At 43.4% G+C, this 20,895-nt stretch carries 21 protein-coding genes; 13 read left to right on the top strand and 8 right to left on the bottom strand.

Annotated features, from left to right (window positions below; all coding sequences use genetic code 11):
- Nucleotides 1-5: 5 nt before the first annotated feature.
- On the bottom strand, nucleotides 6-215 hold the full coding sequence (locus tag FO442_RS06025) for a hypothetical protein (protein WP_144332253.1): 210 nt from the start codon (nucleotides 213-215) through the stop codon (nucleotides 6-8).
- Between the two features lie 361 nt (nucleotides 216-576).
- Between FO442_RS06025 and FO442_RS06020 the strand changes: the two genes are divergently transcribed.
- From FO442_RS06020 to FO442_RS06010, 3 genes are all read left to right on the top strand, one after another.
- On the top strand, nucleotides 577-840 hold the full coding sequence (locus FO442_RS06020) for a helix-turn-helix domain-containing protein (protein WP_144332252.1): 264 nt from the start codon (nucleotides 577-579) through the stop codon (nucleotides 838-840).
- 286 nt (nucleotides 841-1,126) lie between these two features.
- Nucleotides 1,127-1,456 carry a hypothetical protein gene (locus FO442_RS06015; RefSeq protein WP_144332251.1) on the top strand — a complete coding sequence of 110 codons (330 nt, stop codon included), beginning with the start codon at nucleotides 1,127-1,129 and terminating at the stop codon, nucleotides 1,454-1,456.
- A 167-nt stretch (nucleotides 1,457-1,623) separates the two neighbouring features.
- Nucleotides 1,624-1,950, top strand: a complete 327-nt coding sequence (locus FO442_RS06010) for a CRISPR-associated protein Cas4 (protein WP_144332250.1) — start codon at nucleotides 1,624-1,626, stop codon at nucleotides 1,948-1,950.
- Nucleotides 1,951-2,002: 52 nt separating this feature from the next.
- On the opposite strand, the gene FO442_RS06005 is transcribed toward FO442_RS06010, so the two are convergent.
- Nucleotides 2,003-2,860: a ChaN family lipoprotein gene (locus FO442_RS06005; RefSeq protein ID WP_144332249.1), complete on the bottom strand. Its 858-nt coding sequence runs from the start codon at nucleotides 2,858-2,860 to the stop codon at nucleotides 2,003-2,005.
- Between the two features lie 350 nt (nucleotides 2,861-3,210).
- Between FO442_RS06005 and FO442_RS06000 the strand changes: the two genes are divergently transcribed.
- From FO442_RS06000 to FO442_RS05990, 3 genes are read left to right on the top strand one after another with little or no spacing between them, the layout of a single operon-like run.
- Nucleotides 3,211-5,109 (top strand): LTA synthase family protein, encoded by a 1,899-nt coding sequence (locus tag FO442_RS06000; protein ID WP_144332248.1) that lies wholly within the window; start codon nucleotides 3,211-3,213, stop codon nucleotides 5,107-5,109.
- Nucleotides 5,106-6,032, top strand: a complete 927-nt coding sequence (locus tag FO442_RS05995) for a diacylglycerol/lipid kinase family protein (RefSeq protein WP_144332247.1) — start codon at nucleotides 5,106-5,108, stop codon at nucleotides 6,030-6,032. The genes FO442_RS06000 and FO442_RS05995 overlap by 4 nt, the downstream gene beginning before the upstream one ends.
- The gene (locus FO442_RS05990) at nucleotides 6,022-6,471 is read left to right on the top strand and encodes a DUF1569 domain-containing protein (RefSeq protein ID WP_144332246.1); all 450 of its coding nucleotides are present in this window, start codon (nucleotides 6,022-6,024) and stop codon (nucleotides 6,469-6,471) included. Before FO442_RS05995 ends, FO442_RS05990 begins: the two co-directional genes overlap by 11 nt.
- 38 nt (nucleotides 6,472-6,509) lie before the next feature.
- Here the strand turns inward: FO442_RS05990 and FO442_RS18690 are convergent, their stop codons facing one another.
- Nucleotides 6,510-6,683 (bottom strand): hypothetical protein, encoded by a 174-nt coding sequence (locus FO442_RS18690; protein ID WP_186279934.1) that lies wholly within the window; start codon nucleotides 6,681-6,683, stop codon nucleotides 6,510-6,512.
- Between the two features lie 158 nt (nucleotides 6,684-6,841).
- Between FO442_RS18690 and FO442_RS05985 the strand changes: the two genes are divergently transcribed.
- From FO442_RS05985 to FO442_RS05965, 5 genes are all read left to right on the top strand, one after another.
- Nucleotides 6,842-7,606, top strand: coding sequence for a hypothetical protein (locus FO442_RS05985; protein WP_144332245.1), 765 nt, complete (start codon nucleotides 6,842-6,844; stop codon nucleotides 7,604-7,606).
- 11 nt (nucleotides 7,607-7,617) lie between these two features.
- The gene (locus tag FO442_RS05980) at nucleotides 7,618-8,946 is read left to right on the top strand and encodes a methylmalonyl-CoA mutase family protein (protein ID WP_144332244.1); all 1,329 of its coding nucleotides are present in this window, start codon (nucleotides 7,618-7,620) and stop codon (nucleotides 8,944-8,946) included.
- Nucleotides 8,943-11,075 (top strand): methylmalonyl-CoA mutase, encoded by a 2,133-nt coding sequence (scpA, locus tag FO442_RS05975; protein ID WP_144332243.1) that lies wholly within the window; start codon nucleotides 8,943-8,945, stop codon nucleotides 11,073-11,075. The genes FO442_RS05980 and scpA overlap by 4 nt, the downstream gene beginning before the upstream one ends.
- Before the next feature lie 153 nt (nucleotides 11,076-11,228).
- Nucleotides 11,229-11,951, top strand: a complete 723-nt coding sequence (locus FO442_RS05970) for a hypothetical protein (RefSeq protein ID WP_144332242.1) — start codon at nucleotides 11,229-11,231, stop codon at nucleotides 11,949-11,951.
- Nucleotides 11,952-12,097: 146 nt separating this feature from the next.
- Nucleotides 12,098-12,382: an FtsB family cell division protein gene (locus tag FO442_RS05965; protein WP_144332241.1), complete on the top strand. Its 285-nt coding sequence runs from the start codon at nucleotides 12,098-12,100 to the stop codon at nucleotides 12,380-12,382.
- Between the two features lie 89 nt (nucleotides 12,383-12,471).
- On the opposite strand, the gene FO442_RS05960 is transcribed toward FO442_RS05965, so the two are convergent.
- From FO442_RS05960 to FO442_RS05940, 5 genes are all read right to left on the bottom strand, one after another.
- The gene (locus FO442_RS05960) at nucleotides 12,472-13,653 is read right to left on the bottom strand and encodes a SpoIID/LytB domain-containing protein (RefSeq protein ID WP_144332240.1); all 1,182 of its coding nucleotides are present in this window, start codon (nucleotides 13,651-13,653) and stop codon (nucleotides 12,472-12,474) included.
- 42 nt (nucleotides 13,654-13,695) lie between these two features.
- Complete coding sequence (lpxB, locus tag FO442_RS05955; protein WP_144332239.1) at nucleotides 13,696-14,805, bottom strand: lipid-A-disaccharide synthase; 1,110 nt, start codon at nucleotides 14,803-14,805, stop codon at nucleotides 13,696-13,698.
- A complete protein-coding gene (locus tag FO442_RS05950; protein ID WP_144332238.1) occupies nucleotides 14,806-15,117 on the bottom strand; it encodes a hypothetical protein in 312 nt (103 codons plus the stop codon). It abuts the gene before it with no gap.
- A complete protein-coding gene (gene surE, locus FO442_RS05945) occupies nucleotides 15,114-15,887 on the bottom strand; it encodes a 5'/3'-nucleotidase SurE (protein WP_144332237.1) in 774 nt (257 codons plus the stop codon). Before surE ends, FO442_RS05950 begins: the two co-directional genes overlap by 4 nt.
- 159 nt (nucleotides 15,888-16,046) lie before the next feature.
- The gene (locus FO442_RS05940; protein WP_144332236.1) at nucleotides 16,047-17,663 is read right to left on the bottom strand and encodes a PQQ-binding-like beta-propeller repeat protein; all 1,617 of its coding nucleotides are present in this window, start codon (nucleotides 17,661-17,663) and stop codon (nucleotides 16,047-16,049) included.
- 213 nt (nucleotides 17,664-17,876) lie between these two features.
- Here FO442_RS05940 and polA point away from each other — a divergent pair, with 213 nt between their 5' ends.
- Nucleotides 17,877-20,681 carry a DNA polymerase I gene (gene polA / locus FO442_RS05935; protein WP_144332235.1) on the top strand — a complete coding sequence of 935 codons (2,805 nt, stop codon included), beginning with the start codon at nucleotides 17,877-17,879 and terminating at the stop codon, nucleotides 20,679-20,681.
- Nucleotides 20,671-20,874, top strand: coding sequence for a hypothetical protein (locus FO442_RS05930; RefSeq protein WP_144332234.1), 204 nt, complete (start codon nucleotides 20,671-20,673; stop codon nucleotides 20,872-20,874). Before polA ends, FO442_RS05930 begins: the two co-directional genes overlap by 11 nt.
- The last annotated feature ends 21 nt before the right edge of the window (nucleotides 20,875-20,895 follow it).

Below are 20,895 nucleotides of genomic sequence, written 5' to 3'. Positions count from 1 at the left end.
TCCGATTATCTCTTAGGCAAATAATCAGTTCCTTGTGTTCCTGCCGGATAATTTGGCGGATTGTAAGTCGTAGCTGCAGTATCTCCGTCCTGTCCTCCAAATCCGTCATAACGTGTTTCACGTGCCGGCCCGTAGGTAGTTTCACCTCCTGATATTCCAATCAGGCTTTTTGAATCAAATTTCTTCGATTGTAAAGATTCAAGTGTTTTATTCATAATTGAATGTATTATTTTATTTCGCCTACTCTATTTCCTTACCTTTACCTTAGCATTTTCGGCCCAACTGCTAAGGCAAAGTGTTTGCATTGCCGGGAGCCGGTAAACTGCCGAAATGCAAGGAGGTGTTACCGCACCTCCATTTTTTCAACTATTTTCAAGTTATTTGTTTCGCTGTGTATCAGATAGTGACACGTATGTCATTTTCGGAATAGTGCTTTTTCATATTTAATAGGTTATTATTTAGAATATTGAGTAGCTATCAGTGGACAAAAACATCGGTTAGTTCTACTTTTTTAAATCCTTTCCCCTTTGACCAAAAGTAATCAAAAACAGAAAAATAACCCATACATGGGCTTTTATGGTTTTTTTTAAACCTCCACTCTTGTATGTGCAAAATGTGGTAGATAAAGATTTTCTGAATGCCCTTGGAAACAGGGTGCGCGAACTGAGATTGGCCAAAAAAATGACCCAGGAAGACCTGGGATTCCTGGTCGGAAATTCCGGTAAGCAGATCGGTCGAATTGAACGGGGAGAAAACAATGTAACTACCTGCATGATCTATCAGATTTCCAAGGCTTTGGACATTTCTTTGAGTGAACTTTTTCGTTTTCCGATCAACTAAAAAAGAATGACACAGGGATATCGATCCCCACCCCAATCGGCTGATTCTATCTAACCGACCATGATCATATGTCTTTTCAATTATCACAGTTTAACTATTTTAAAATCAAATAGTTGCATCTATTATTTTCCGCCGGTATATATTTCCAAGAGCTTAAATTTTCCTGTTTTGAGAAGCATTTTTCATCACTCTGTTAATTGGCGTGAAACAAATCTATAAAATATTTCTCATTATTGTATACATTTTGGTAATTAATTTACTCAAATAAGTAAACAATTTTGTCATTATGCAGCACCGTGGCGAAATTGTAGAACGAGCGATCCGGAAAAGTGGGTATCCCATCAGCCAGATTGCAAGAAAATTGGGGAAAAGCAGGAGATGGATGTATCTTATGTTTGATAATTCCCAAGTAGACCTCGAATCCATCATTTTGATCGGAAGGATCATACACCATGATTTTTCTGAGCAGATTAAGGAACTCAATGCCATAAATCCCGAGTCCTTTTCCGAACCGGAATCCAAATACACGAAGCAAAACAAAGATTATTGGAAAAACAAATATCTGAAACTGCTGGAAAGCTATAACACGTTGCTTAAAAAAACCAATCCGGAATAATCCCGTCCAAAAGCTCAAGAAAAACAGAAAAATTCGTGCTCACTTATAGCTCACATCTGCGCAATTAGACTATTTTTGCTGACATTTCCCACATATGACTAGCAATTCCCGTAAACGAGCATTTTGTGTTTAACATTTTACTCGGTCAAGTGAAGATTTTTGTCACTATGCAACACCGTGGTGAAATAGTAGAACGAGCAATCCGTCAAAGCGGATACCCCATCAGTACCATTGCCAAAAAACTGGGCAGGAGCAGGAGATGGATGTACTTGATGTTTGACAATACGCAAATTGACCTGGAAACAGTCATGGCAATCGGCAACATCATTCACCACGACTTCTCGGATGAGATCAAAGAACTGAGTTCGATCAATGTCAACACAGTGGCAGATCCTGAAAATGCATACAACAATCAGACAAAGGAATACTGGAAAAACAAGTACTTGAAGTTACTGGAAGATTACAACGAATTGCTCAAGAAGGTCAACGGGTAATAAACCCGGTAAGTGACTTCACCACGTTAAAAAACAACCGCTGGAATGAAATTCAGTGCGTCGAAAGCATCGTCTCATTCACCACCACGATGAAATCCGCCCGGTTCAGGTGCTCTTTTTGCAGCTTGCGCACATCTTTCTGAGATACCGTCGTAATGGTTCCGACCTTCGTCCCCGGGGCATACTGCCCGATGTACCACATGATTCCCTGGTGAAAATCGGAATGGAACGCACCATTCAGGAAATAGACCATCTCCCCTTTTTTCAGATGTTGCATAATGGAATAGCCCATCGTTGCATCCTTGATCGCCTGCGCATACGCAAAGTTGATCCCCGAAGCATGCATTTCTTTTCCCATCCGGATCAGTTCCACATACTGCGTCAGCGTGGAATCAAATGGAAAAGGCAGGGGCGCCATCCATTTTTTCTCGTCTTCCGGGAGGGAATCCAACGCGCTCAGGCCCTTTTTAAAGACCAGGCTCGCATACTTACGGGTCACGTTCGCTGCAAAAGGAATATTTCCCCGGGAAATGGCCGAGTCCAGCACCGGTTTGTAATCTGTTTTGAAATTGGTCCACAATTCGGTCGAATCCTTCAAAACGCGATACGATTTATTGACAATGTAGTCATTCAGCGCTTTTTCCTGGTGCAATTCAAACATTTCAAACCCAACAGCCAGCTTGGGACCCTGCACCTTTTTGTTCAGTTCCATCAACACATTCCACTCCAGCCAATGCGAAATGGGGTTATCGTGAAACTCCCCGAACAAAACCACCTGGTTCTGTGAAACCCGGGCCATCATTTTCCCGAAGGAAACTTCCTTCCCCCTGGAATCAAAAATGCGGAATGCTTCCAACTCCTGTGCATAAGCACCGGAACAAAGAAGTAGACAGATTAAAAAGTATTTCATCCACCAAAGATAGGAACTTTCAAAATTCCTTTCCTAACCGTTTTTATGTAAGGCAAATCCGAAAACCACCTTCCGAAGGGTGGATTCAACTTCTTACAATGGAATGGTTCTGCAGTAAGTGATCAGCTTTTATTCTTTTAACCTAAAGGTTCGCCGATTGAAGTTCATATACGCATTGGTGCACCTATACTGATCGCATGTCGTCAATAGCTCTTCGCCTGCGCGAAGCCACTCACATTGAAGTCTGTGGGAAAATAGAATTTTCATTCCTGTCACATTTCGAAATTCTATCTATTTTTAAGTAACAAAAACACAATACCTACCTCAAAAAGGTTCCTTATTTTTGTACCATGTTGAAAAAATTGCGTCATGCTCTTCCGGTAACACTAAGAAGCTTGTTCCTTCGGATTGCGATCCTGCTGTTGTTAATGACCATTACCCGCATCGTGTTCTATTTTTTCAACCTGGATTCCTTTGCCCACGTGCAGTTCACAGATTGGTTGGCCGGAATTTGGTTTGATTTATCGACCATCGGGTTGCTGCTCATGCCCTTCATCGTGTTCAGCCTGTTGCCTGAAAAATGGCAACGCAACTGGATCATCCGCAGCCTGCAGGCACTCACTTTTTTCATCCCGGTATTGCTGATCGTTGCCCTGAACCTCATGGACACGGCTTATTACAATTTCACCCTGAAACGCTCCACCGCAGATTTATTTGCTATCGTATCCGCCGGAAATGACATCGGCCAGTTGCTTGGAAGCTTCATTTCCGATTACTGGATGCTGATCCTCATTTTCCTGGTCGGCGCCTGGCTATTGGTTCGCTATTACAACCGGACAAGTATCCGCAAATTAAAAAATCCCGGAAATAGCAGTCCGCGCAAGGAACTGATCGTTTTCCTGGTTATCGTACCGCTCTTTCTTCTGGTTGGAAGAGGCGGATTCGGTCTTCGGCCGATCTCTTCCATCGACGCAACGCTTTATACACAACCTGAAAATTCGGCATTGGTGCTCAACTCGGCCTTTACCTTATTGAAATCCATCGGGAAAGACGATTTGGTCGAACATCATTATTACCCGGAGAATGTACTGGACAAACTCTTCAATCCGAAACGGACAAGCCATCCGCAGCACATCCTTCCCGACGGGACCAATGTGATGATCATCATGTTGGAAAGTTTCGGGAACGAATGGGTCGGACAATTCAACAACAGTGTTTCTTACACCCCGTTTTTGGATTCCCTGCTGGATAAGAGCTGGTATTTTGAATACGGGATTTCCAACGGGAAGAAATCCATTGAGGCCGTTCCGACCATTTCGGCATCCATTCCCACCCTGATGGATAATCCGTACATTTCATCCGCCTATTGCAACAACCAGGTTCAAAGTCTGCCGAATATCCTCATAAAACACGGATACAGTACGGCCTTCTACCATGGTGCAACAAACGGTTCCATGCGGTTCAACAGCTTCGCCTCCCAATTGGGCTACCAGGAATACATCGGCCGGTTTGAATACAACAACGACAAGCACTTTGACAAAACCTGGGGAATCCTGGATGAATACTTCAATCCGTGGACAGCAAAACAAATTACCAAAATGAAGGCTCCATTCATGGCAAACCTGTTTACCCTCTCTTCGCATCACCCTTATTTCGTTCCGAAGGAATGGCGCTCCAAAGTTAAAAAAGGACCACATCCGATCTGTAAAAGCATTCATTACGGCGATATCAGCTTGGGGAAATTCTTTGAACAGGCAAAGAAAGAACCGTGGTTTAAAAAGACGCTTTTTGTACTCGTGGCAGATCATACTCCTTCAAGCAACAGCGAACTTTACAACCAGCGCACCGAAATGTACCGCATCCCGATTGCATTCTACGATCCGAGCGGAAAATTACCCCGCAGGCGCGAGAAAGTGATCTTCCAGCAAATTGATATCATGCCGACCGTATTGGATCTGGTCAATATCCAAACCGATTATTACAGTTTCGGGAACAGTTACTTTTCCAAAGATCCGCGGGAAGCGGTTACTTACCTGGAAGGGTCGTATTACTATTTCCAAAACAACAAACTGCTGGTTTATTCGAACGACGAGATCAAAAGCCTCTTCGATTTCACCATTCGTACGAAAAACCCGAAAAACCTCCTGCCTGCCAAAAATGCCGAAGCGGAAAAGATGGCAAAGCGTTTGAAGGCCATTATTCAACGATATAATCACGATCTAATCCATAATCAGACGATTGTCCGATGAAAAAGAGAATTCGATTCATAATCAATCCCATTTCGGGTGGGGTCAAGAAAGCCAGGGTTCCTCAAATGATCGAGGAGCACTTGGACCACGACCTGTTTGAATATGACATCGCAATTACACAATACAAACAACACGCAAAATCCATCGCGGAAGAATCCGCACAAGAAGGAATCGACATTGTTTGCGCAGTAGGTGGCGACGGGTCCGTCCACGAAGTAGGAACTGCACTCATCGGAACAAAATGTCACCTGGCCATTATTCCAACCGGTTCCGGAAATGGTTTAGCCCGGCATTTGAAAATTCCGCTGAAAACAGCACAGGCCATCCAAAACATCAATGAACTGAACAGCATCCGGATGGATACTGGCCTTGCGAACGACAAACCTTTCCTGGGAGTGGGCGGTTATGGCTTTGATGCCTTTATTGCCAAACGATTTGATGAGTACCACATTCGCGGTTTTTGGGGATATACCCAATTGGTCTATGAAGAATACTTCTCATATAAACCTCCAAGAATGAAGATTTCCCTGCCCGATCAGGAAATCAAAGGAAACTTTCTTCTCTGCTCCATTGCCAACTCTTCCGAGTTTGGAAACGGGTTCTGCATTTCTCCCAAATCCAATGTCGTTGACGGACAAATGGAACTCGTACTATTGAGCAAATTCTCCTGGTGGAGAACCATGGGAGTCATCAGCAGGTTTTTCTTCAAAAAGATCGAAGGATCCCGGTACATACGCATCGTTCCTTTCCAAAAAGCGCGCATTATTTTGGAAGTTCCCCTGGCACATTACGACGGAGAACCTTTTGAAGTGCGAAAAGAAATTAACTTAGAGATCGTTCCATGCAGCCTTTCGGTACTTTGCGGAAAAGGATACCTGGAATTTACCCATTTGAAACTTAAAACAGACGAACATGTTTATTGAAACGGATTTGGAATCAGTGCTGTCGCATTTGAATAAATTAACCCCGGAAAAGCAACCGGCATGGGGAAAAATGTCTGCGCAACGGATGGTGGAACACCTGACAGACACCCTTCGAATTGCAACGGGAGAAAACCCGCAGGAATTAATCATCCCGGAAGAAAAGGTAGAACGCATGGTTGCCTTTTTGTATTCGGATAAACCCATGGCGCAAAATATGGAGGTCCCTTTTGCAAAAGAAGGTACCCCGTTGCGCAACGAAGAACTGGAGTTGGCTATTGATGAATTCGTGGATGTTTACCTGGAATTCCAGGAATTATTCGCTCAGAACCCCGAACTGAAAACGGTTCATGCCTATTACGGACCTTTGGATTACGAACAGTGGAACTTACTGAACAAGAAGCATCTGACGCATCATTTTACCCAATTCGGGATTCTATAAAATAAAAATGCCCTGGCATCAGTGTCAGGGCATTTTCTTTACTTCGTCTTTTCTGCGGGAACTTCTTTCTTCTTGGCAACCACAGGTCTTACCTTTTTGACCGGCTTCTTAGCCACTACTTTGTTCGGATCTTGTTTCTTTGTTCCATCCTGCGCATAAGTACCCAATGAAAGTCCCAATAATGCAATAACTATTAACGATACCTTTTTCATAGCTTTCTTTTTTCCTTGGAGTTTAACAATTTACATGCCAATATAAGAAAGTTCAGACAAGTTCGGGCATTTAAAAGTTTCTTCCGTCAAAGAATTGAGCATTCGAACTCCTTAAACCTTTGAACTTTCATTATATTTGAAAGCGAAACAACAAAGACATGGTTCAAGCCTTTAAAAATCATTGGACAGGAATAGAACAGGTAACAAAAGCACTGCTGAAAGGAAAGTTTTTGTGGTTCTTTGTTCCCGGACTCATCGTCGGGTCGATTTATGTCTACTACAAATGGCAGGCGGAAAAAGTGCTTGCAATTGCCCATGCAGCAGACGACGTTCCCTTGGTTGGAACTGCCATTGGCTGGTTGGCGGACGGTATTTTCAGCATCTTTGATCTCATTGCTTCCGAATTCTACAAATTTGTCATTTTGGTTGTCCTTTCACCGGTCAATTGCATTCTCTCGGAAAAATTCGACAGTTACCTCACCGGGAACGAATACAAATTCGATTTCATCCGCCTGCTCAATGATTTCCTGAGAATGATCCTGATTGTCATTAGCGCTTTATTTATGGAGTATGTCTTCCTGGGAATCTGGTGGCTCTTTTCTTTAGTCATACCGGATTTTATCGGCGAAACCATCTTCTTTCTAATTGCTTCATTCTTCGTAGGATTTTCTTTTTACGATTACAGCATGGAGCGTTATGGGTTGAATTTCTTTAAAAGCTGGGGAATGGGCTTCTCCAAAATGAGTTACATGCTCATCACCGGCGGGATTTTTACTTTGATGATCAAAATTCCGGTAATCGGGATCATTGTAGCACCTGTTTTAACAGCCATGCTCTCAACTGCCGTATACATCCTGATGAATAAGAAATCACAGGTACAACCGACACCGGTAGTCCGGGATCAAGATCTATTAGATACATAAAAGAATATCACATGAATGACTTATTCTCATCCTTCCAGGCAAGTTCTAAAGAAGAATGGATCGCCATCCTGAAAAAGGAATTGAAGGGTGAATCGATCGATACATTAAACAAGATCAATCGCGTAGAGGAAATCGCTTTTCCAGCTTATTTCCATAGGGAAGACCAAAAAAGTACGTTCTCCGATCCGGGTTTGGTTCCCTATACACGGGGAATTCAACCCAAAAGCAACGATTGGACAATCGCCACGGGTTTTCGGATTAAGGATCCCGAGGAAAGTAACCGGGAGATCATAGCGGCTTTAATGTCGGGAACAGATCATTTGGTATTGGAAGCAACGAATGCAGACCCGATTGATTTTCACATCCTGTTGAAGGAAGTCGGGCTTTCTTTTATTCACACCACATTCCGGGCAAAAAGTATCGAACAGGTAAATCAATTCCTGGTTTTTGTAAAAGAAGCTCCGGCCCTGATCGAATATGCCGACAACGATGCACTGTTAAAGACCGATTTGAAAGCTTATCTGGATAAAAATCCAACCCTCAAACTGTATCATGTAGATGCCTCTTCCGTGCAACAGGCAGGTGGAACAACCTGGCAGGAATTGAGTATCGCGCTGGCAGAAGGCCACGAATTACTGGTGAAGCAATTAGAGCGTGGTATGGATTGTGATGCAGCAGCAGCGGCAATTCATTTTACATTCGGGATCGGAAGCAAATACTTTTTCGAATTAGCCAAAATCCGGGCGTTCAGAACATGCTGGGCACAAATTGTTTCGGCTTATTCACCCAAACATTCGTGCTCATTGGCAGCCACCATCACGGCACGTACCGGATTTCTAAATACCACATTGAAAGATCCCTACACCAATTTATTGCGTCAGACTACTGAAGCAATGTCCGTTGTCCTGGCTGGAATTCAGCACCTGAACATTCAGCCTTATGATTGGTACTCGGCGAATTCAAATACCGCCTTCACACGCAGAATGGCAACGAATATTTCCCTTTTGTTGAAAGAAGAATCCTATCTGCAGGTCGTAATTGATCCGGCAGGTGGCTCGTATGCGTTGGATGCATTGACAGAAACCATTGCCGAACGTGCATGGAGTTCCTTTCAGTGGATTGAACGGAACGGAAGCATTTCCAATCAGGAAGTGCGTCAAACGCTCGCTTCTGAAATCGAGGAGAAAGCTGCTATACGCGTAACTGAGATCAAAGACAAAACGGAAAAACGAATCGGGATCAACATCTTCCCGAACCCGGAACAGGTTGAAAACAGCTGGACAGAGCTTCCTCTTTGCTGGAACAACCTGAAACCATTAATTCTAGAACAAACCCTATGAGTATCCGTCAATCATTTGAACACGTATCCTTAACAACGGATACACTGTCAGGGACAGCCGAGAAAGGTGTTTTTTCGACACCTGAAAAAATTGAACTGGCAAGCTATTACAATAAAAACGACCTGAAAGAAGTCAACCACTTGGGATTTGTCAGTGGTATAGCACCATTCTTAAGAGGTCCGTATGGTTCTATGTATGCAATCCGGCCATGGACTATCCGCCAGTACGCCGGATTTTCAACAGCTGAAGAATCGAACGCCTTTTACCGCAGGAACCTGGCTGCAGGACAAAAAGGGCTTTCCGTTGCATTTGACCTGGCAACCCACCGTGGATACGATTCGGACCACGAACGGGTAGTCGGTGATGTTGGGAAAGCAGGAGTAGCAATCGATTCCATTTTGGACATGAAAATTTTGTTCGACCAGATCCCGCTGAATGAAATGTCGGTTTCCATGACCATGAACGGTGCGGTCATCCCCATCATGGCATTTTACATTGTTGCTGCGGAAGAACAGGGAGTGAAACAAGAAGAACTTTCGGGTACCATTCAAAATGATATTCTGAAGGAATTCATGGTCCGGAACACGTATATTTATCCTCCGGCCCCATCCATGCGCATTATTGCAGATATTTTTGCTTACACGGCAGAAAAAATGCCGCGTTTCAATTCCATTTCTATTTCAGGCTACCACATGCAGGAAGCAGGTGCAACAGCAAGTATCGAACTGGCATACACCTTAGCCGACGGATTGGAATATTTAAGAGCCGGGATCAATGCGGGAATGGATGTTGACAGCTTTGCACCGCGCCTGAGTTTCTTTTGGGCAATCGGGATGAACCATTTTATGGAAATTGCAAAAATGCGGGCAGGAAGGTTGTTGTGGTCGAAACTTGTCTCCCAGTTCAACCCGAAAAGTGAAAAATCCCTTGCACTCAGAACCCATTGTCAAACATCCGGATGGAGTTTAACCGAGCAGGATCCCTTCAACAATGTTGCGCGAACCTGTATTGAGGCTATGGCAGCTGGTTTTGGAGGAACCCAATCCCTCCATACCAACGCATTGGACGAAGCCATTGCATTGCCAACCGACTTTTCTGCGCGAATTGCACGAAACACGCAAATTTACCTGCAACAGGAAACCGGGATGACTGACCTCATCGATCCGTGGGGAGGAAGTTACTACGTAGAAAAACTCACACAGGAATTGGTGGACGAAGCCTGGAAACTGATCCGGGAAGTGGAAGAACTTGGCGGGATGGCCAAAGCCATTGAAACGGGAATTCCAAAAATGCGCATCGAAGAAGCTGCTGCACGCAAGCAAGCCAGAATCGATGCGGGTAAAGATATTATTGTAGGGGTGAACCGCTACCAACTGGAAAAAGAAGAGGCAATCGATATCCTGGAAGTAGACAATACCAGGGTGCGTGAATCCCAGCTGGAGCGATTGAGAATATTGCGCGAAACAAGAAATCCGGAGCGTGTAAAAGCTGCATTGGAAAAATTGGCTGAAGCCGCCCGAACAGGAACAGGCAACCTGTTGGAAATTGCTGTCGAATGTGCCCGGGAACGCGCCTCATTGGGTGAAATTTCACTGGCAATGGAAAGCACTTTCGGGAGACATCAGGCAACAATCCGCTCCATAAGCGGAGTTTATTCAGCGGAAAGTATGAGTGATAAAGATTTTGAAAAAGCAAAAGAGATGGTAGAGTCCTTTGCAAAACTGGAAGGACGAAGACCGCGGATTATGATCGCTAAAATGGGCCAGGACGGACACGACCGGGGAGCAAAAGTCATTGCTACTTCCTTTGCAGATATCGGGTTTGACGTCGATATAGGACCACTTTTCCAAACACCGGAAGAAGCTGCAAAACAAGCCATTGAAAACGATGTTCACGTACTGGGAGTTTCCTCGCTTGCCGCCGGACATAAAACCCTGGTTCCGCAAGTCATTGAAGAATTGAAAAAATTGGGACGTCCCGATATCATGGTAGTTGCCGGAGGTGTTATTCCGGCACAGGATTATGATTTTTTATACGATGCAGGAGTTTTCGGAGTTTTCGGGCCGGGAACAAAGATTTCGAAGGCTGCTCAAAAAATCCTGGAATTATTGATCCGCAGTGCAGAATAATTGAACTTGGAGAATGTTGTTGATTTTGGAACTTTTTAAATGAAATCGGTAACAATTAAACCGATTTGTAAAAAGCACTTTGAAACTTTTATTTAAAGTTTTCGTACATTCGGCATAGTTATTGGTTTTATCCATTCAACGAAATTAAATATTATGAAAAAGCTTGTTCTAATTGGTGCTCTGCTTACTACCAAATTACTGGTTGCACAAGCACCGGAGTATGATGATTTGCGCATTCTTTACGCAGATGGTGATTACGAGAAACTGGTCCGTGCATCTGAAAAATATACCATGAATGACAAAACAAAGAGTGATCCCTTACCACACATGTGGATGGGTAGAGGTCTTTATAAAGTTTCCCTGAGTGGTACTGATGATGAAAAATATAAGAATGCTTACAAGGAGGCAATCGGTGAAGTAGGGAAAAGTATCAAATACGATAAAGACGGCAGTGTTCAAGCTGAATACGCTGAGTTCTTTGAAGAATTCACAAATAGCCTGGTAGAAACAATCCGAAATGAAATTGATGTCAAGGATTATAAAAAAGCAAACACCTGGATATTAAAATATTACAAAATCAATCTGAAAAGTGTTGGTGCAAAATACCTGGACGGAGTTTGTAAATACAGGAATTCAGATAAAGGAGGTGCCAATACTGCCTGGAAAGAAGCTGATAACATGCTGAAGACAGTATCTGATATTAACGATTGGTCAAAAGCGGAAAAGGACATGCTGATGATGGGAGTCATTCAAACGGCAGAATGTTATCTGTCGAGTAAACAAACCGAAAAAGCAAAAGCTGTCATGGGCAAGGTTGCTCAATGGTATGAAGGAAATGAAGATTTCAAAGCAAAATATGACGAAATAGTCAATTGATTTCAATAGAATACATAAACGTAGGGGCGCGATGAATTGCGCCCCTGCTTGTTTATTGAACTTCTGTTTTGCTATTAACATCCCTCGGAGGATATCTCCTTTCTTCCTTTTGAAGAACGCGAACCGATAAGTCCTACCTTTGAACTATGAAGAAGTATCTTATACCTTTCAAAAATAAATACATCCTTGCACTGTGCCTTTTTTTGGTGTATAATTTATTTTTGGATGAAGTCGATATCTTTACCATCATCAACCAAAACAAAAAGCTTTCCGAACTGCGTTCCGCGCAATCCGCAATGAACCTGAAACTGAAAGACACGAAATACATTCTTTCCCAGATCAAAGACCCTTCTTACCTGGAAAAACTGGCCAGAGAAGACAAATTATTCAAGAAGGACGACGAAGACATTTTTGTGATTACTTATAAGTGAAGTTCAAAGGAGTTACAACGTTCAAAAAGGTTCAAAGACGTTCAATTGAAAATGGAGAATTGAAAAGTGTTAAAACAATTTGAACATTTTTAATCCAGTTCTACGATCTTAGGCTGTTGATTAAAGTACTGCTGTTCCTGGTAATTGACAACTTTCACTCCGGGGAAATAATACAGGGCTATCTGGACATAACTAAATCCGAATTTCGCCATTTTCATAGCTCCTTCCTGGCACAAACCGACTCCATGTCCGTATCCGCGACCTCTTAATACCACTTCCGTACCCTCCGGATAACAATTGAAGAACGTAGATTTCAGCTTAAAATGTTCCCGAATGTCCCTCAAAGGAATTCCCAACCACGGATATTGATAAAAGGCACACCGGTCTGCCTGGTTGAAGGTAAAGATCATAGGCCCCAAAACCGAGTCGTTTACCGGGTAATGAAACGTCCCCACCAGATATTCCAGCCAGTCATTCTGCGAAATGCGTTTTTCCCAGGTAGCCTGCTTGGTGTAAATACAAAAAGTATCTTTAAACGTGCTTAAATACGGAATTTTGTTGTTCCAGACATAATCTGGTTCCGAAGTTTGTCCGCCGCAATTCGCATGAAAGTAGGCATCAACCAGGTGATTGTGCTGATCGACCATTACCATTCCTTCTGTTTTTAACACGGCAGAATCAATCATCGGATTTAACCGTAACTGGTTATGATATGCCTGACAATGGGTCCTGTCGCATAAATCAAATCCTTCTTTCTGATGCCTGTTTTTGTATTTCAACGCATAAGTCCGGCTCATCAAAGCCTGCACCTTATAGTATTCGATTTCCTTTCCGCCACCGCCTTCTGATTCTACAACTCCGCTCAGGTAATTATTGATATCCACGAGATTAACGATGGTCAAAGACCCATTTTGAGCAGTGATCTCTACATCGTCTTTATACTTGCGTTCTTTAACCGTTGGAACTTTGGTAGAATATACCAGGGAATTATTCAGTTTCGTAGCAACCAGCAACACTTTTGAAACCACTGCAACCTGTTTCACCCCAACCTTCAATTCTATTTGATTGTTCGCAGTTACAGAAAGGTCAACAAATTCGCTTGGCAGCAAAGTTGCGAAATTCGTGGTATCCCCAAATACATTATAACTTCCTTCCGAATAGGCAAAGACGATCCGTTGAACGGAATAATCGCGCAAAACACCTATCCGCATTTGTTGAGAAAATACGAAAACCGGAAAAATGAACCCTATGAGCACGAATAAGCGCAACATCCTACAAAATTAGTTCTGTACCAAACTGAAATCGGCTCGAACTCAAATAGTTTTCAACACCGCTTGTGCAACTTTCCTGGATGCACCTCCTTTTCCCAGCATCGCTTTTAACCGGGAATAATCCTCCAATACCTGATCACGCTTGCTTCCACCTTTGATAACCAGGGATAATTCTTTTGCCAAACGTTCAGTTGTACAGTCATTTTGAATCAACTCGGTAACGGATTCTTTGTCCAGAATCAGGTTGACCAGTGAAATGTATTTCACGTTGACCAATCTCTTTGCAATTTGGTACGAGACCGCATTCCCGATATAACACACCACCTGCGGGATTTCAAACAACCCTGTTTCGAGCGTGGCCGTTCCGGAAGTAACCACTGCCGCTTCCGCTTGCTGCAACAAAGGATAGGTCTGGCCGTAAACCACGTCAACATCCTTATCTCCGATCAATTCCCTGTAAATCGCAAGGTCCATATTGGGAGCTCCCGCAATTACAAAATGATAGTGTGGAAACAGATCTACCAGTGGAAGCATGACCGGTAATTTGGTGCGTAACTCCTGCTTTCTGGATCCCGGAAGCATGGCAATGATGGGTTTATTCGTCGGTGCGATCTCCAGTTCCTGTTTCGGAAGCTCCCGGTATTGTTCTATTTCGTCCAGCAATGGGTGTCCTACATATTCGACCTCGTAATGGTATTTTTTATAAAAATCCGCTTCAAAGGGAAGAATGCAAAACAACTTGAAAACATCTCTTTTGATTTTGTGAACACGGTTTTCTTTCCAGGCCCAAACCGTAGGAGAAATATAATAATACACCTTGATGTTGTTTTTCTTCGCCCACTCGGCGATACGCATATTGAACCCCGGATAGTCGATCAGCAGGATTGCATCCGGCTTAAATTTCAGGATATCTTCTTTGCAAAACCGAATATTCCGCAAAATCGTCGGAAGGTTCATCAGCACTTCGACAAAGCCCATAAATGCCAGATCACGAATATGTTTTGCCATTGTTCCGCCAACAGCCTGCATTTTGTCTCCTCCCCAAAAACGGATATTCAGATCAGGTTGTTCCGCAAACAGTTCCTTCATCACATTCGCTCCATGCAAATCCCCGGACGCCTCACCCGAAATAATATACAGTTTTTTGCTCATTTATCGAATCAGGTTGACGTAAATAATAAACGGGAGGAACAATGCAGATCCTACAATAATTCCACGTGCCAGATCATACCGCTCCTTGTTCAGAAACACGTAAAACCAAATCAGGTTCGGGATAATAGAAAGAGATAAAAACTTGCTCATGACATTCAAATCCATTAAAAACCGATCCCAAAACAAAGAAAAGGAGTAATGCTGCGCCCAGGAAATAATCAGGATTGTCAATGGAATGCACAAGAACGGAGATAATAAACCGATAATCATTCCAACGGTTACGCGTGAGTTCCAGTTAAATCTTCTTTTCATTTGAATATCTTTTTTAAACCTGTAATGGTTTGGTGAGCTGTCAGATCAAATTGGGTTGGTACAATCGTGGCAAATCCTTGATCTAAAAAATATAAATCCGTATCTGTAGCGTCTTCGCGCGAATCAAATGTTCCGGTTAACCAATAGTACGGCCTTCCGAATTGATCGATCCGCTTGTCAAACCGATCCTCCCAAAAAGCATACGCCTGTCTGCATACCTCCATTCCTTTCAGCGCTTCCAACGGTCCTTTCGGAATATTTACGTTCAGACAAACGCCCTGTGGCAGCCCGTGAGTTAATATCTGGGGAATCAATTGTTTTGCTACATGCATGGAAGCCGAAAAATCCGCATCCGGATCAAAATCCCCGTACGAAAACCCGATACTAGGAATGTGTTCCATTGCCCCTTCCACCGCGGCAGACATCGTACCCGAATACAGCACATTAGTGGAAGAATTCAACCCGTGATTGATTCCTGACAAGATCAGGTCCGGTTTCCGGTGCAATACTTCATATACTGCCAGCTTTACACAATCTACAGGTGTTCCACTGCATGAATAAGACTCAATCCCATCAAAAATTTCAGAACGAAACAGTCTCAAAGGATGTGAAATGGTAATTGCATGCCCCATTCCGGATTGCGGTTTGTCGGGAGCGATAACCACAACATTTCCAAACTCCTGTGCAACAGCTACTAAGGAAGCAATTCCTTTTGCGTGAAGACTGTCATCATTGGTTACGAAAATGAGTGGGCGATTCGAATTTTTCATTAAAAACAAAGATACATTTTTAGTTTCTCACTGGCTTAACCGGAAATGTGAAAGTTTTGGAAAGTAACACCGGAATTGAAAATGGATAATTGAGAATTGAAAAGATTGGTTCCGACTTACAAATTAAACCCTCTCTTCTAACTTTTCAAGTTTACCTGTTCAATTTTCAATTACAAAGCTCACGATCTTCTTTCCCCTGCTTCCGACCACAATTCGGTTTCCCCAGGCAACCGGCGAGGATTCCCAAACGCAATCTGTTTTCCGCTTAACGATAATCTCACCGCTCAACCCGTCAACCAGGTAAATCGTTCCATAAACATCCGTGAAGAAAATATAACAGTTGCCTTTCTTATCATACAAATCAATCGGGGAAGCCCAACTGTAATAGTCCATCGGGATCGTGAACTTTTCCTTACCGGTGACTTTATCAATCGCCACAAATTCTCCTGCCAGGGTTCCGTTTACACGTGAGAAAATCCCGTAAACCAAGTGGTTTGCCTTTTTCTTTCCCGGTAAAACAGAAGCCAAAACACCTCCGGAATTTACGCGTCCGTTTAATTTTGTATTGGTCGATTTCCGCGATACATCCCAAACTTCCTTCCCTGTAAGCCCGTCAATTTTTCGAATATGGGCTGTTCCCGTCTCTCCTTGCTTATCGACTTCATTTCCAATAAATAAAAACGGATGATTGTCTTCCTGCAGATCGACTACCATCGATGCATCTGTGTCGTCGTAATTATCCAGGTACCAAACCGGCTTCATGGTCATCAGGTTCAGGCAAAATACATTTCCTCCGTTATCACCGAACCAGCCCAGGTTGTTCCAGGCTCCAAAACTCGACTCAATTCCCAGATCGGGATGCTTTTGAACCTGGTAATTGAAAATGAAAGGTTTTGGGATCGTTTTCCCGTTTGTGATTTTGGTTTTGTAGATCTGACCGTTCTCCGCAGGATGGATCCAATATCCCGTTTTGGCATCAACCAGGGAATTGCTGTCAAACGCCCCCCAAGCTCTTCGCGCTTTGGGATCCAACCCATTCCGGAAGAAAATCTCTTCACCAGTAAACATATTGAAAATATACGCCCCGAAACGTTCCCCATTTTTAATTCCCTGCCCCACATACAACAGGCCATTCATCCGGGGGTCAACGGAAACCGTTCCCTTGATCGGGTTTTCGATCGTCACATGAGGACGAGTTGCCTTACCGGTTTTCCAGTCGATGAAGTAAATATCACCACACAAACTCCCCACAATCACTTCGCGAAAATCGGCCTGATCCGGGTAAACAGCCTCCATTCCATGAAGTCGTTTTGCAATATTGCCCGGCCATTTAATAACCAGCGGTTGACCTGTCCAGCCCGAACCTCCACCCCAAGAACCGTATTCGGTGGTTCTTCCATCGTAACCGGTGATAAATTCCCAGTCCAAACGCACATTTTTTGGTCTTCCTTTCAGCAAACCCCGTGTGGGTGCATTGCGTTGAGCATTTCCCCGGAAACAAAAAATTCCATTCTTCGAATTATAATCGTCTGTAAACAAAATTGCTTCTTCCGGATCATGTGCTTCCGAATTGTAGCTCCGCTGGTCAAACATGGAAATATCCGATTGCTCGGGATACTGAACCTTCCAGATTGCGCCTCCATCCAGGATATTCTCCACAAATTCGGGCAATATCCGCACTTCCGGTTTGACATAATGCAAGGTAATCCCGGTTCCCAGGTAACCGGCCAAAAAGACAATCCCGTAAACAACGAATAATTTAAACGCTCTGACCACCTTGTAAAGTTCGTGGAATTGGAACCCTGAAAAGCATAAGAGGAAGAAGAGTTATGCAACTCAGACTGTTAATAGTTGACCCCAAAGACCTGGAGAACGCTAAGTTCAGAACTATTCCTTGTGTTCTTTCCTACTCTGCGGTTATTTCATCGGAAAACCTTTAAGAATTTCCCGAATTTGCCTTAAACTTGTAGCTCACAATTCTAAAATAGTATGCTTACTCCGGAGTCAGATAAAAAATTGTTCCTCTTAGATGCATTTGCATTGATTTACAGAGCGTATTTCGCTTTCGCAAAAAATCCAAGAGTCAATTCAAAAGGGCAAAACACTTCCGCAGCCTTTGGTTTTACCAATGTATTGATCGATATTCTCAATAAAGAAAAACCAACTCATATCGCAGTCGTTTTTGATCCCCCCGGAGGTGCAACCAACCGGAATGTAGATTTTGAAGCCTACAAGGCTCACAGGGAAGAGATGCCGGAAGATATCCGCAATATGATCGAACCGATCAAACGCATCATTGAAGCATTTCGCATTCCGATGTACGTAGTAGAAGGATACGAAGCTGACGACTTGATTGGAACATTGGCAAAAAAAGCTGAAAAAGAAGGATTCCTGACTTATATGATGACTCCCGATAAAGATTTCGGTCAATTGGTAAGTGAGAATATTTTCATTTACAAACCGGGGCGTGGCGGAGATCCGGCTACGATTATGGGTGTGAAAGAAGTGTGTGAAAAATTCGAAGTTCAAAATCCGCTCCAGGTCATTGATATTTTAGGATTATGGGGAGATGCTGCCGATAATATTCCTGGAATTCCGGGAGTTGGAGAAAAAACAGCGAAGAAATTGATCACAGACTACGGGTCCATGGAAGGAGTTTTTGAGAACGTAGAGAATCTCAAGGGAAAAATGAAAGAAAACATGATTAATTTCAGGGAACAGGGAATTATTTCCAAAATCCTTGCAACAATTATACTTGATTCACCGGTTGAATTCAATCCGGATGAATTGAAATTGCAGGAGCCGGATAAAAACTTAATCCTGGATATTTTCACCGAACTTGAATTCAGGAACCTGGCCAAACGGATTACTGGTGAAGAGATCGTCGTTACTTCCGCCGGAGTAGACGAAAACGGACAACTGGACCTTTTCGGAACACAAAGCCTCGTGGACGTACAGCAAGCACAACCGACAAGCGGAGTCAAAACAATTGCAACCGAAAAACCTTCCTATCATTTAGTGACATTACCGGAAGAACGTAAAGCTTTACTAACAAAATTACTCAAGGAAAAATCAGTGTGTTTTGACACGGAAACAACTGACATCAATGCCCTGCATGCCAACCTGGTCGGAATGTCCTTTTCATTTAAAGCACGTGAAGCATATTATGTCGCTGTTCCGAAAGATCCACACGAAGCTCAGTCTATCGTAAATGAGTTTAAACCTTTCTTTGAAAGTGAAACGATCGAGAAGATCGCACACAATATGAAGTACGACATCCAGGTGTTGCATCGTTACGGAGTTGAGTTCGCCGGCCCCCTGTTCGACACCATGATCGCTCACTACCTCATCCAGCCCGAATCCAAGCAGGGAATGGATTTCCTGGCGGAATATTACCTGAATTATACTCCGATCAGTATCGAGGCATTGATCGGTAAGAAAGGAAAAAGCCAGGGAAATATGGGAGATTTACCTCCGGAAGCTGTCAGTGATTATGCGTGTGAGGATGCCGATATTACCTTCCAGCTAAAACAATTGTTTGCCCCGCAGATTGAGAAGGATCATTTGAAAAAATTGTTCTATGAAATGGAAATGCCCTTGGTTTCCGTCCTGGCAAAGATGGAAGAAGAAGGGGTAGCAATTGACATTCCGCATCTGGAAGCGTATTCCAGACAATTGGCGGATGAAACAGCAGCTCTTGAAATTAAGATCAAAGAACTGGCTGGAATAGACTTCAATGTGGATTCTCCCAAGCAATTAGGGGATGTATTGTTCGAACACATGAAGATCTCTTCGAAAGCGAAGAAAACCAAGACGGGTCAATACGCTACCTCTGAAGATATTTTACAACAGCATAAGAACGATCACGAGATTATTCCGTGCATCCTGGATTACCGTCAAATGAAGAAGTTGAAATCGACTTATGTAGATCCGCTTCCGACGATGAAAGATCCGGTTGACGGAAGAGTCCATACGAGTTACATGCAAACCGTTACGGCAACCGGGCGTTTGAGTTCCAACAATCCGAACTTACAAAACATTCCGATCCGCAGTGAACGCGGAAAAGAGATCCGGAAAGCATTCATTGCCCGTTCGGAAGATTACCAATTGATGTCGGCCGATTATTCCCAGATCGAATTGCGGATTATTGCTGCTTTGGCAAATGATACGAATATGATCCAGGCGTTTAAAGACAAAGTGGATATTCACCGTGCGACAGCAGCAAAAGTATTCCATGTGGAACTGGATGACGTAACCAAAGATCAGCGCAGTGCTGCGAAAGCGGTGAACTTCGGAATCATTTACGGACAGTCGGCATTCGGGCTTTCACAAAACCTGGGGATCAGCAGAACGGAAGCGAAACAGATCATCGATTCGTATTTTGCACAATATTCCACCATCAAAACCTACATGGACAAAGCGGTGAAAGACGCACGTGAAAACGGTTACGTGGAAACGATCATGCAACGTCGCCGTTATTTGCCGGATATCAATTCTGCCAACGCGGTAGTAAGAGGCTTTGCCGAACGAAATGCGGTCAACGCCCCGATCCAGGGTTCGGCTGCTGATATCGTGAAACTGGCCATGGTTGCGGTAGACAAAGCGATGACAAAAGCAAACGTTCAATCCAAAATGATCCTGCAGGTACACGATGAATTGGTTTTCGATGTCCACAAAGACGAACAGGAACTCATGAAGGCATTGGTGAAGGAAGCCATGGAAACCGCTGTTTCATTGGCCGTACCAATGGAGGTCGAAATGGAATTGGCCCAAAACTGGCTGGATGCACATTAAAATCATTTCGTTTCTTTGGATGATCCTGATTTCAGGGAGTACTTTTTCACAACAACACTTCGGCTTGCGGTGCGTAGGCAAATGGAAAGGAACGATGCTTGTTTACAGCCAGGGAATTTTAAGGAAATCCGACGCAGAAGTTCAATCTTACCAGGTCGGATTTTTACAAACTATTTTATTCAAAAGGGAATAACACCGTTTCGGAATTAGAAAT

The sequence above is a fragment of the Fluviicola chungangensis genome, assembly GCF_007558725.1.
Lineage (GTDB): Bacteria > Bacteroidota > Bacteroidia > Flavobacteriales_D > Crocinitomicaceae > Fluviicola > Fluviicola chungangensis.
The sequence above is the reverse complement of the archived record's forward strand: the minus strand, read 5'-3'. Positions and strand labels throughout refer to the sequence as shown.

Excerpts from the sequence above, each read along its gene's own strand:
- FO442_RS06025 (WP_144332253.1), bottom strand. The coding sequence starts at position 215 with ATGAATAAAACACTTGAATCTTTACAATCGAAGAAATTTGATTCAAAA.
- FO442_RS06020 (WP_144332252.1), top strand. The coding sequence starts at position 577 with ATGGTTTTTTTTAAACCTCCACTCTTGTATGTGCAAAATGTGGTAGAT.
- FO442_RS06015 (WP_144332251.1), top strand. The coding sequence starts at position 1,127 with ATGCAGCACCGTGGCGAAATTGTAGAACGAGCGATCCGGAAAAGTGGG.
- FO442_RS06010 (WP_144332250.1), top strand. The coding sequence starts at position 1,624 with ATGCAACACCGTGGTGAAATAGTAGAACGAGCAATCCGTCAAAGCGGA.
- FO442_RS06005 (WP_144332249.1), bottom strand. The coding sequence starts at position 2,860 with ATGAAATACTTTTTAATCTGTCTACTTCTTTGTTCCGGTGCTTATGCA.
- FO442_RS06000 (WP_144332248.1), top strand. The coding sequence starts at position 3,211 with ATGTTGAAAAAATTGCGTCATGCTCTTCCGGTAACACTAAGAAGCTTG.
- FO442_RS05995 (WP_144332247.1), top strand. The coding sequence starts at position 5,106 with ATGAAAAAGAGAATTCGATTCATAATCAATCCCATTTCGGGTGGGGTC.
- FO442_RS05990 (WP_144332246.1), top strand. The coding sequence starts at position 6,022 with ATGTTTATTGAAACGGATTTGGAATCAGTGCTGTCGCATTTGAATAAA.
- FO442_RS18690 (WP_186279934.1), bottom strand. The coding sequence starts at position 6,683 with ATGAAAAAGGTATCGTTAATAGTTATTGCATTATTGGGACTTTCATTG.
- FO442_RS05985 (WP_144332245.1), top strand. The coding sequence starts at position 6,842 with ATGGTTCAAGCCTTTAAAAATCATTGGACAGGAATAGAACAGGTAACA.
- FO442_RS05980 (WP_144332244.1), top strand. The coding sequence starts at position 7,618 with ATGAATGACTTATTCTCATCCTTCCAGGCAAGTTCTAAAGAAGAATGG.
- scpA (WP_144332243.1), top strand. The coding sequence starts at position 8,943 with ATGAGTATCCGTCAATCATTTGAACACGTATCCTTAACAACGGATACA.
- FO442_RS05970 (WP_144332242.1), top strand. The coding sequence starts at position 11,229 with ATGAAAAAGCTTGTTCTAATTGGTGCTCTGCTTACTACCAAATTACTG.
- FO442_RS05965 (WP_144332241.1), top strand. The coding sequence starts at position 12,098 with ATGAAGAAGTATCTTATACCTTTCAAAAATAAATACATCCTTGCACTG.
- FO442_RS05960 (WP_144332240.1), bottom strand. The coding sequence starts at position 13,653 with ATGTTGCGCTTATTCGTGCTCATAGGGTTCATTTTTCCGGTTTTCGTA.
- lpxB (WP_144332239.1), bottom strand. The coding sequence starts at position 14,805 with ATGAGCAAAAAACTGTATATTATTTCGGGTGAGGCGTCCGGGGATTTG.
- FO442_RS05950 (WP_144332238.1), bottom strand. The coding sequence starts at position 15,117 with ATGAAAAGAAGATTTAACTGGAACTCACGCGTAACCGTTGGAATGATT.
- surE (WP_144332237.1), bottom strand. The coding sequence starts at position 15,887 with ATGAAAAATTCGAATCGCCCACTCATTTTCGTAACCAATGATGACAGT.
- polA (WP_144332235.1), top strand. The coding sequence starts at position 17,877 with ATGCTTACTCCGGAGTCAGATAAAAAATTGTTCCTCTTAGATGCATTT.
- FO442_RS05930 (WP_144332234.1), top strand. The coding sequence starts at position 20,671 with ATGCACATTAAAATCATTTCGTTTCTTTGGATGATCCTGATTTCAGGG.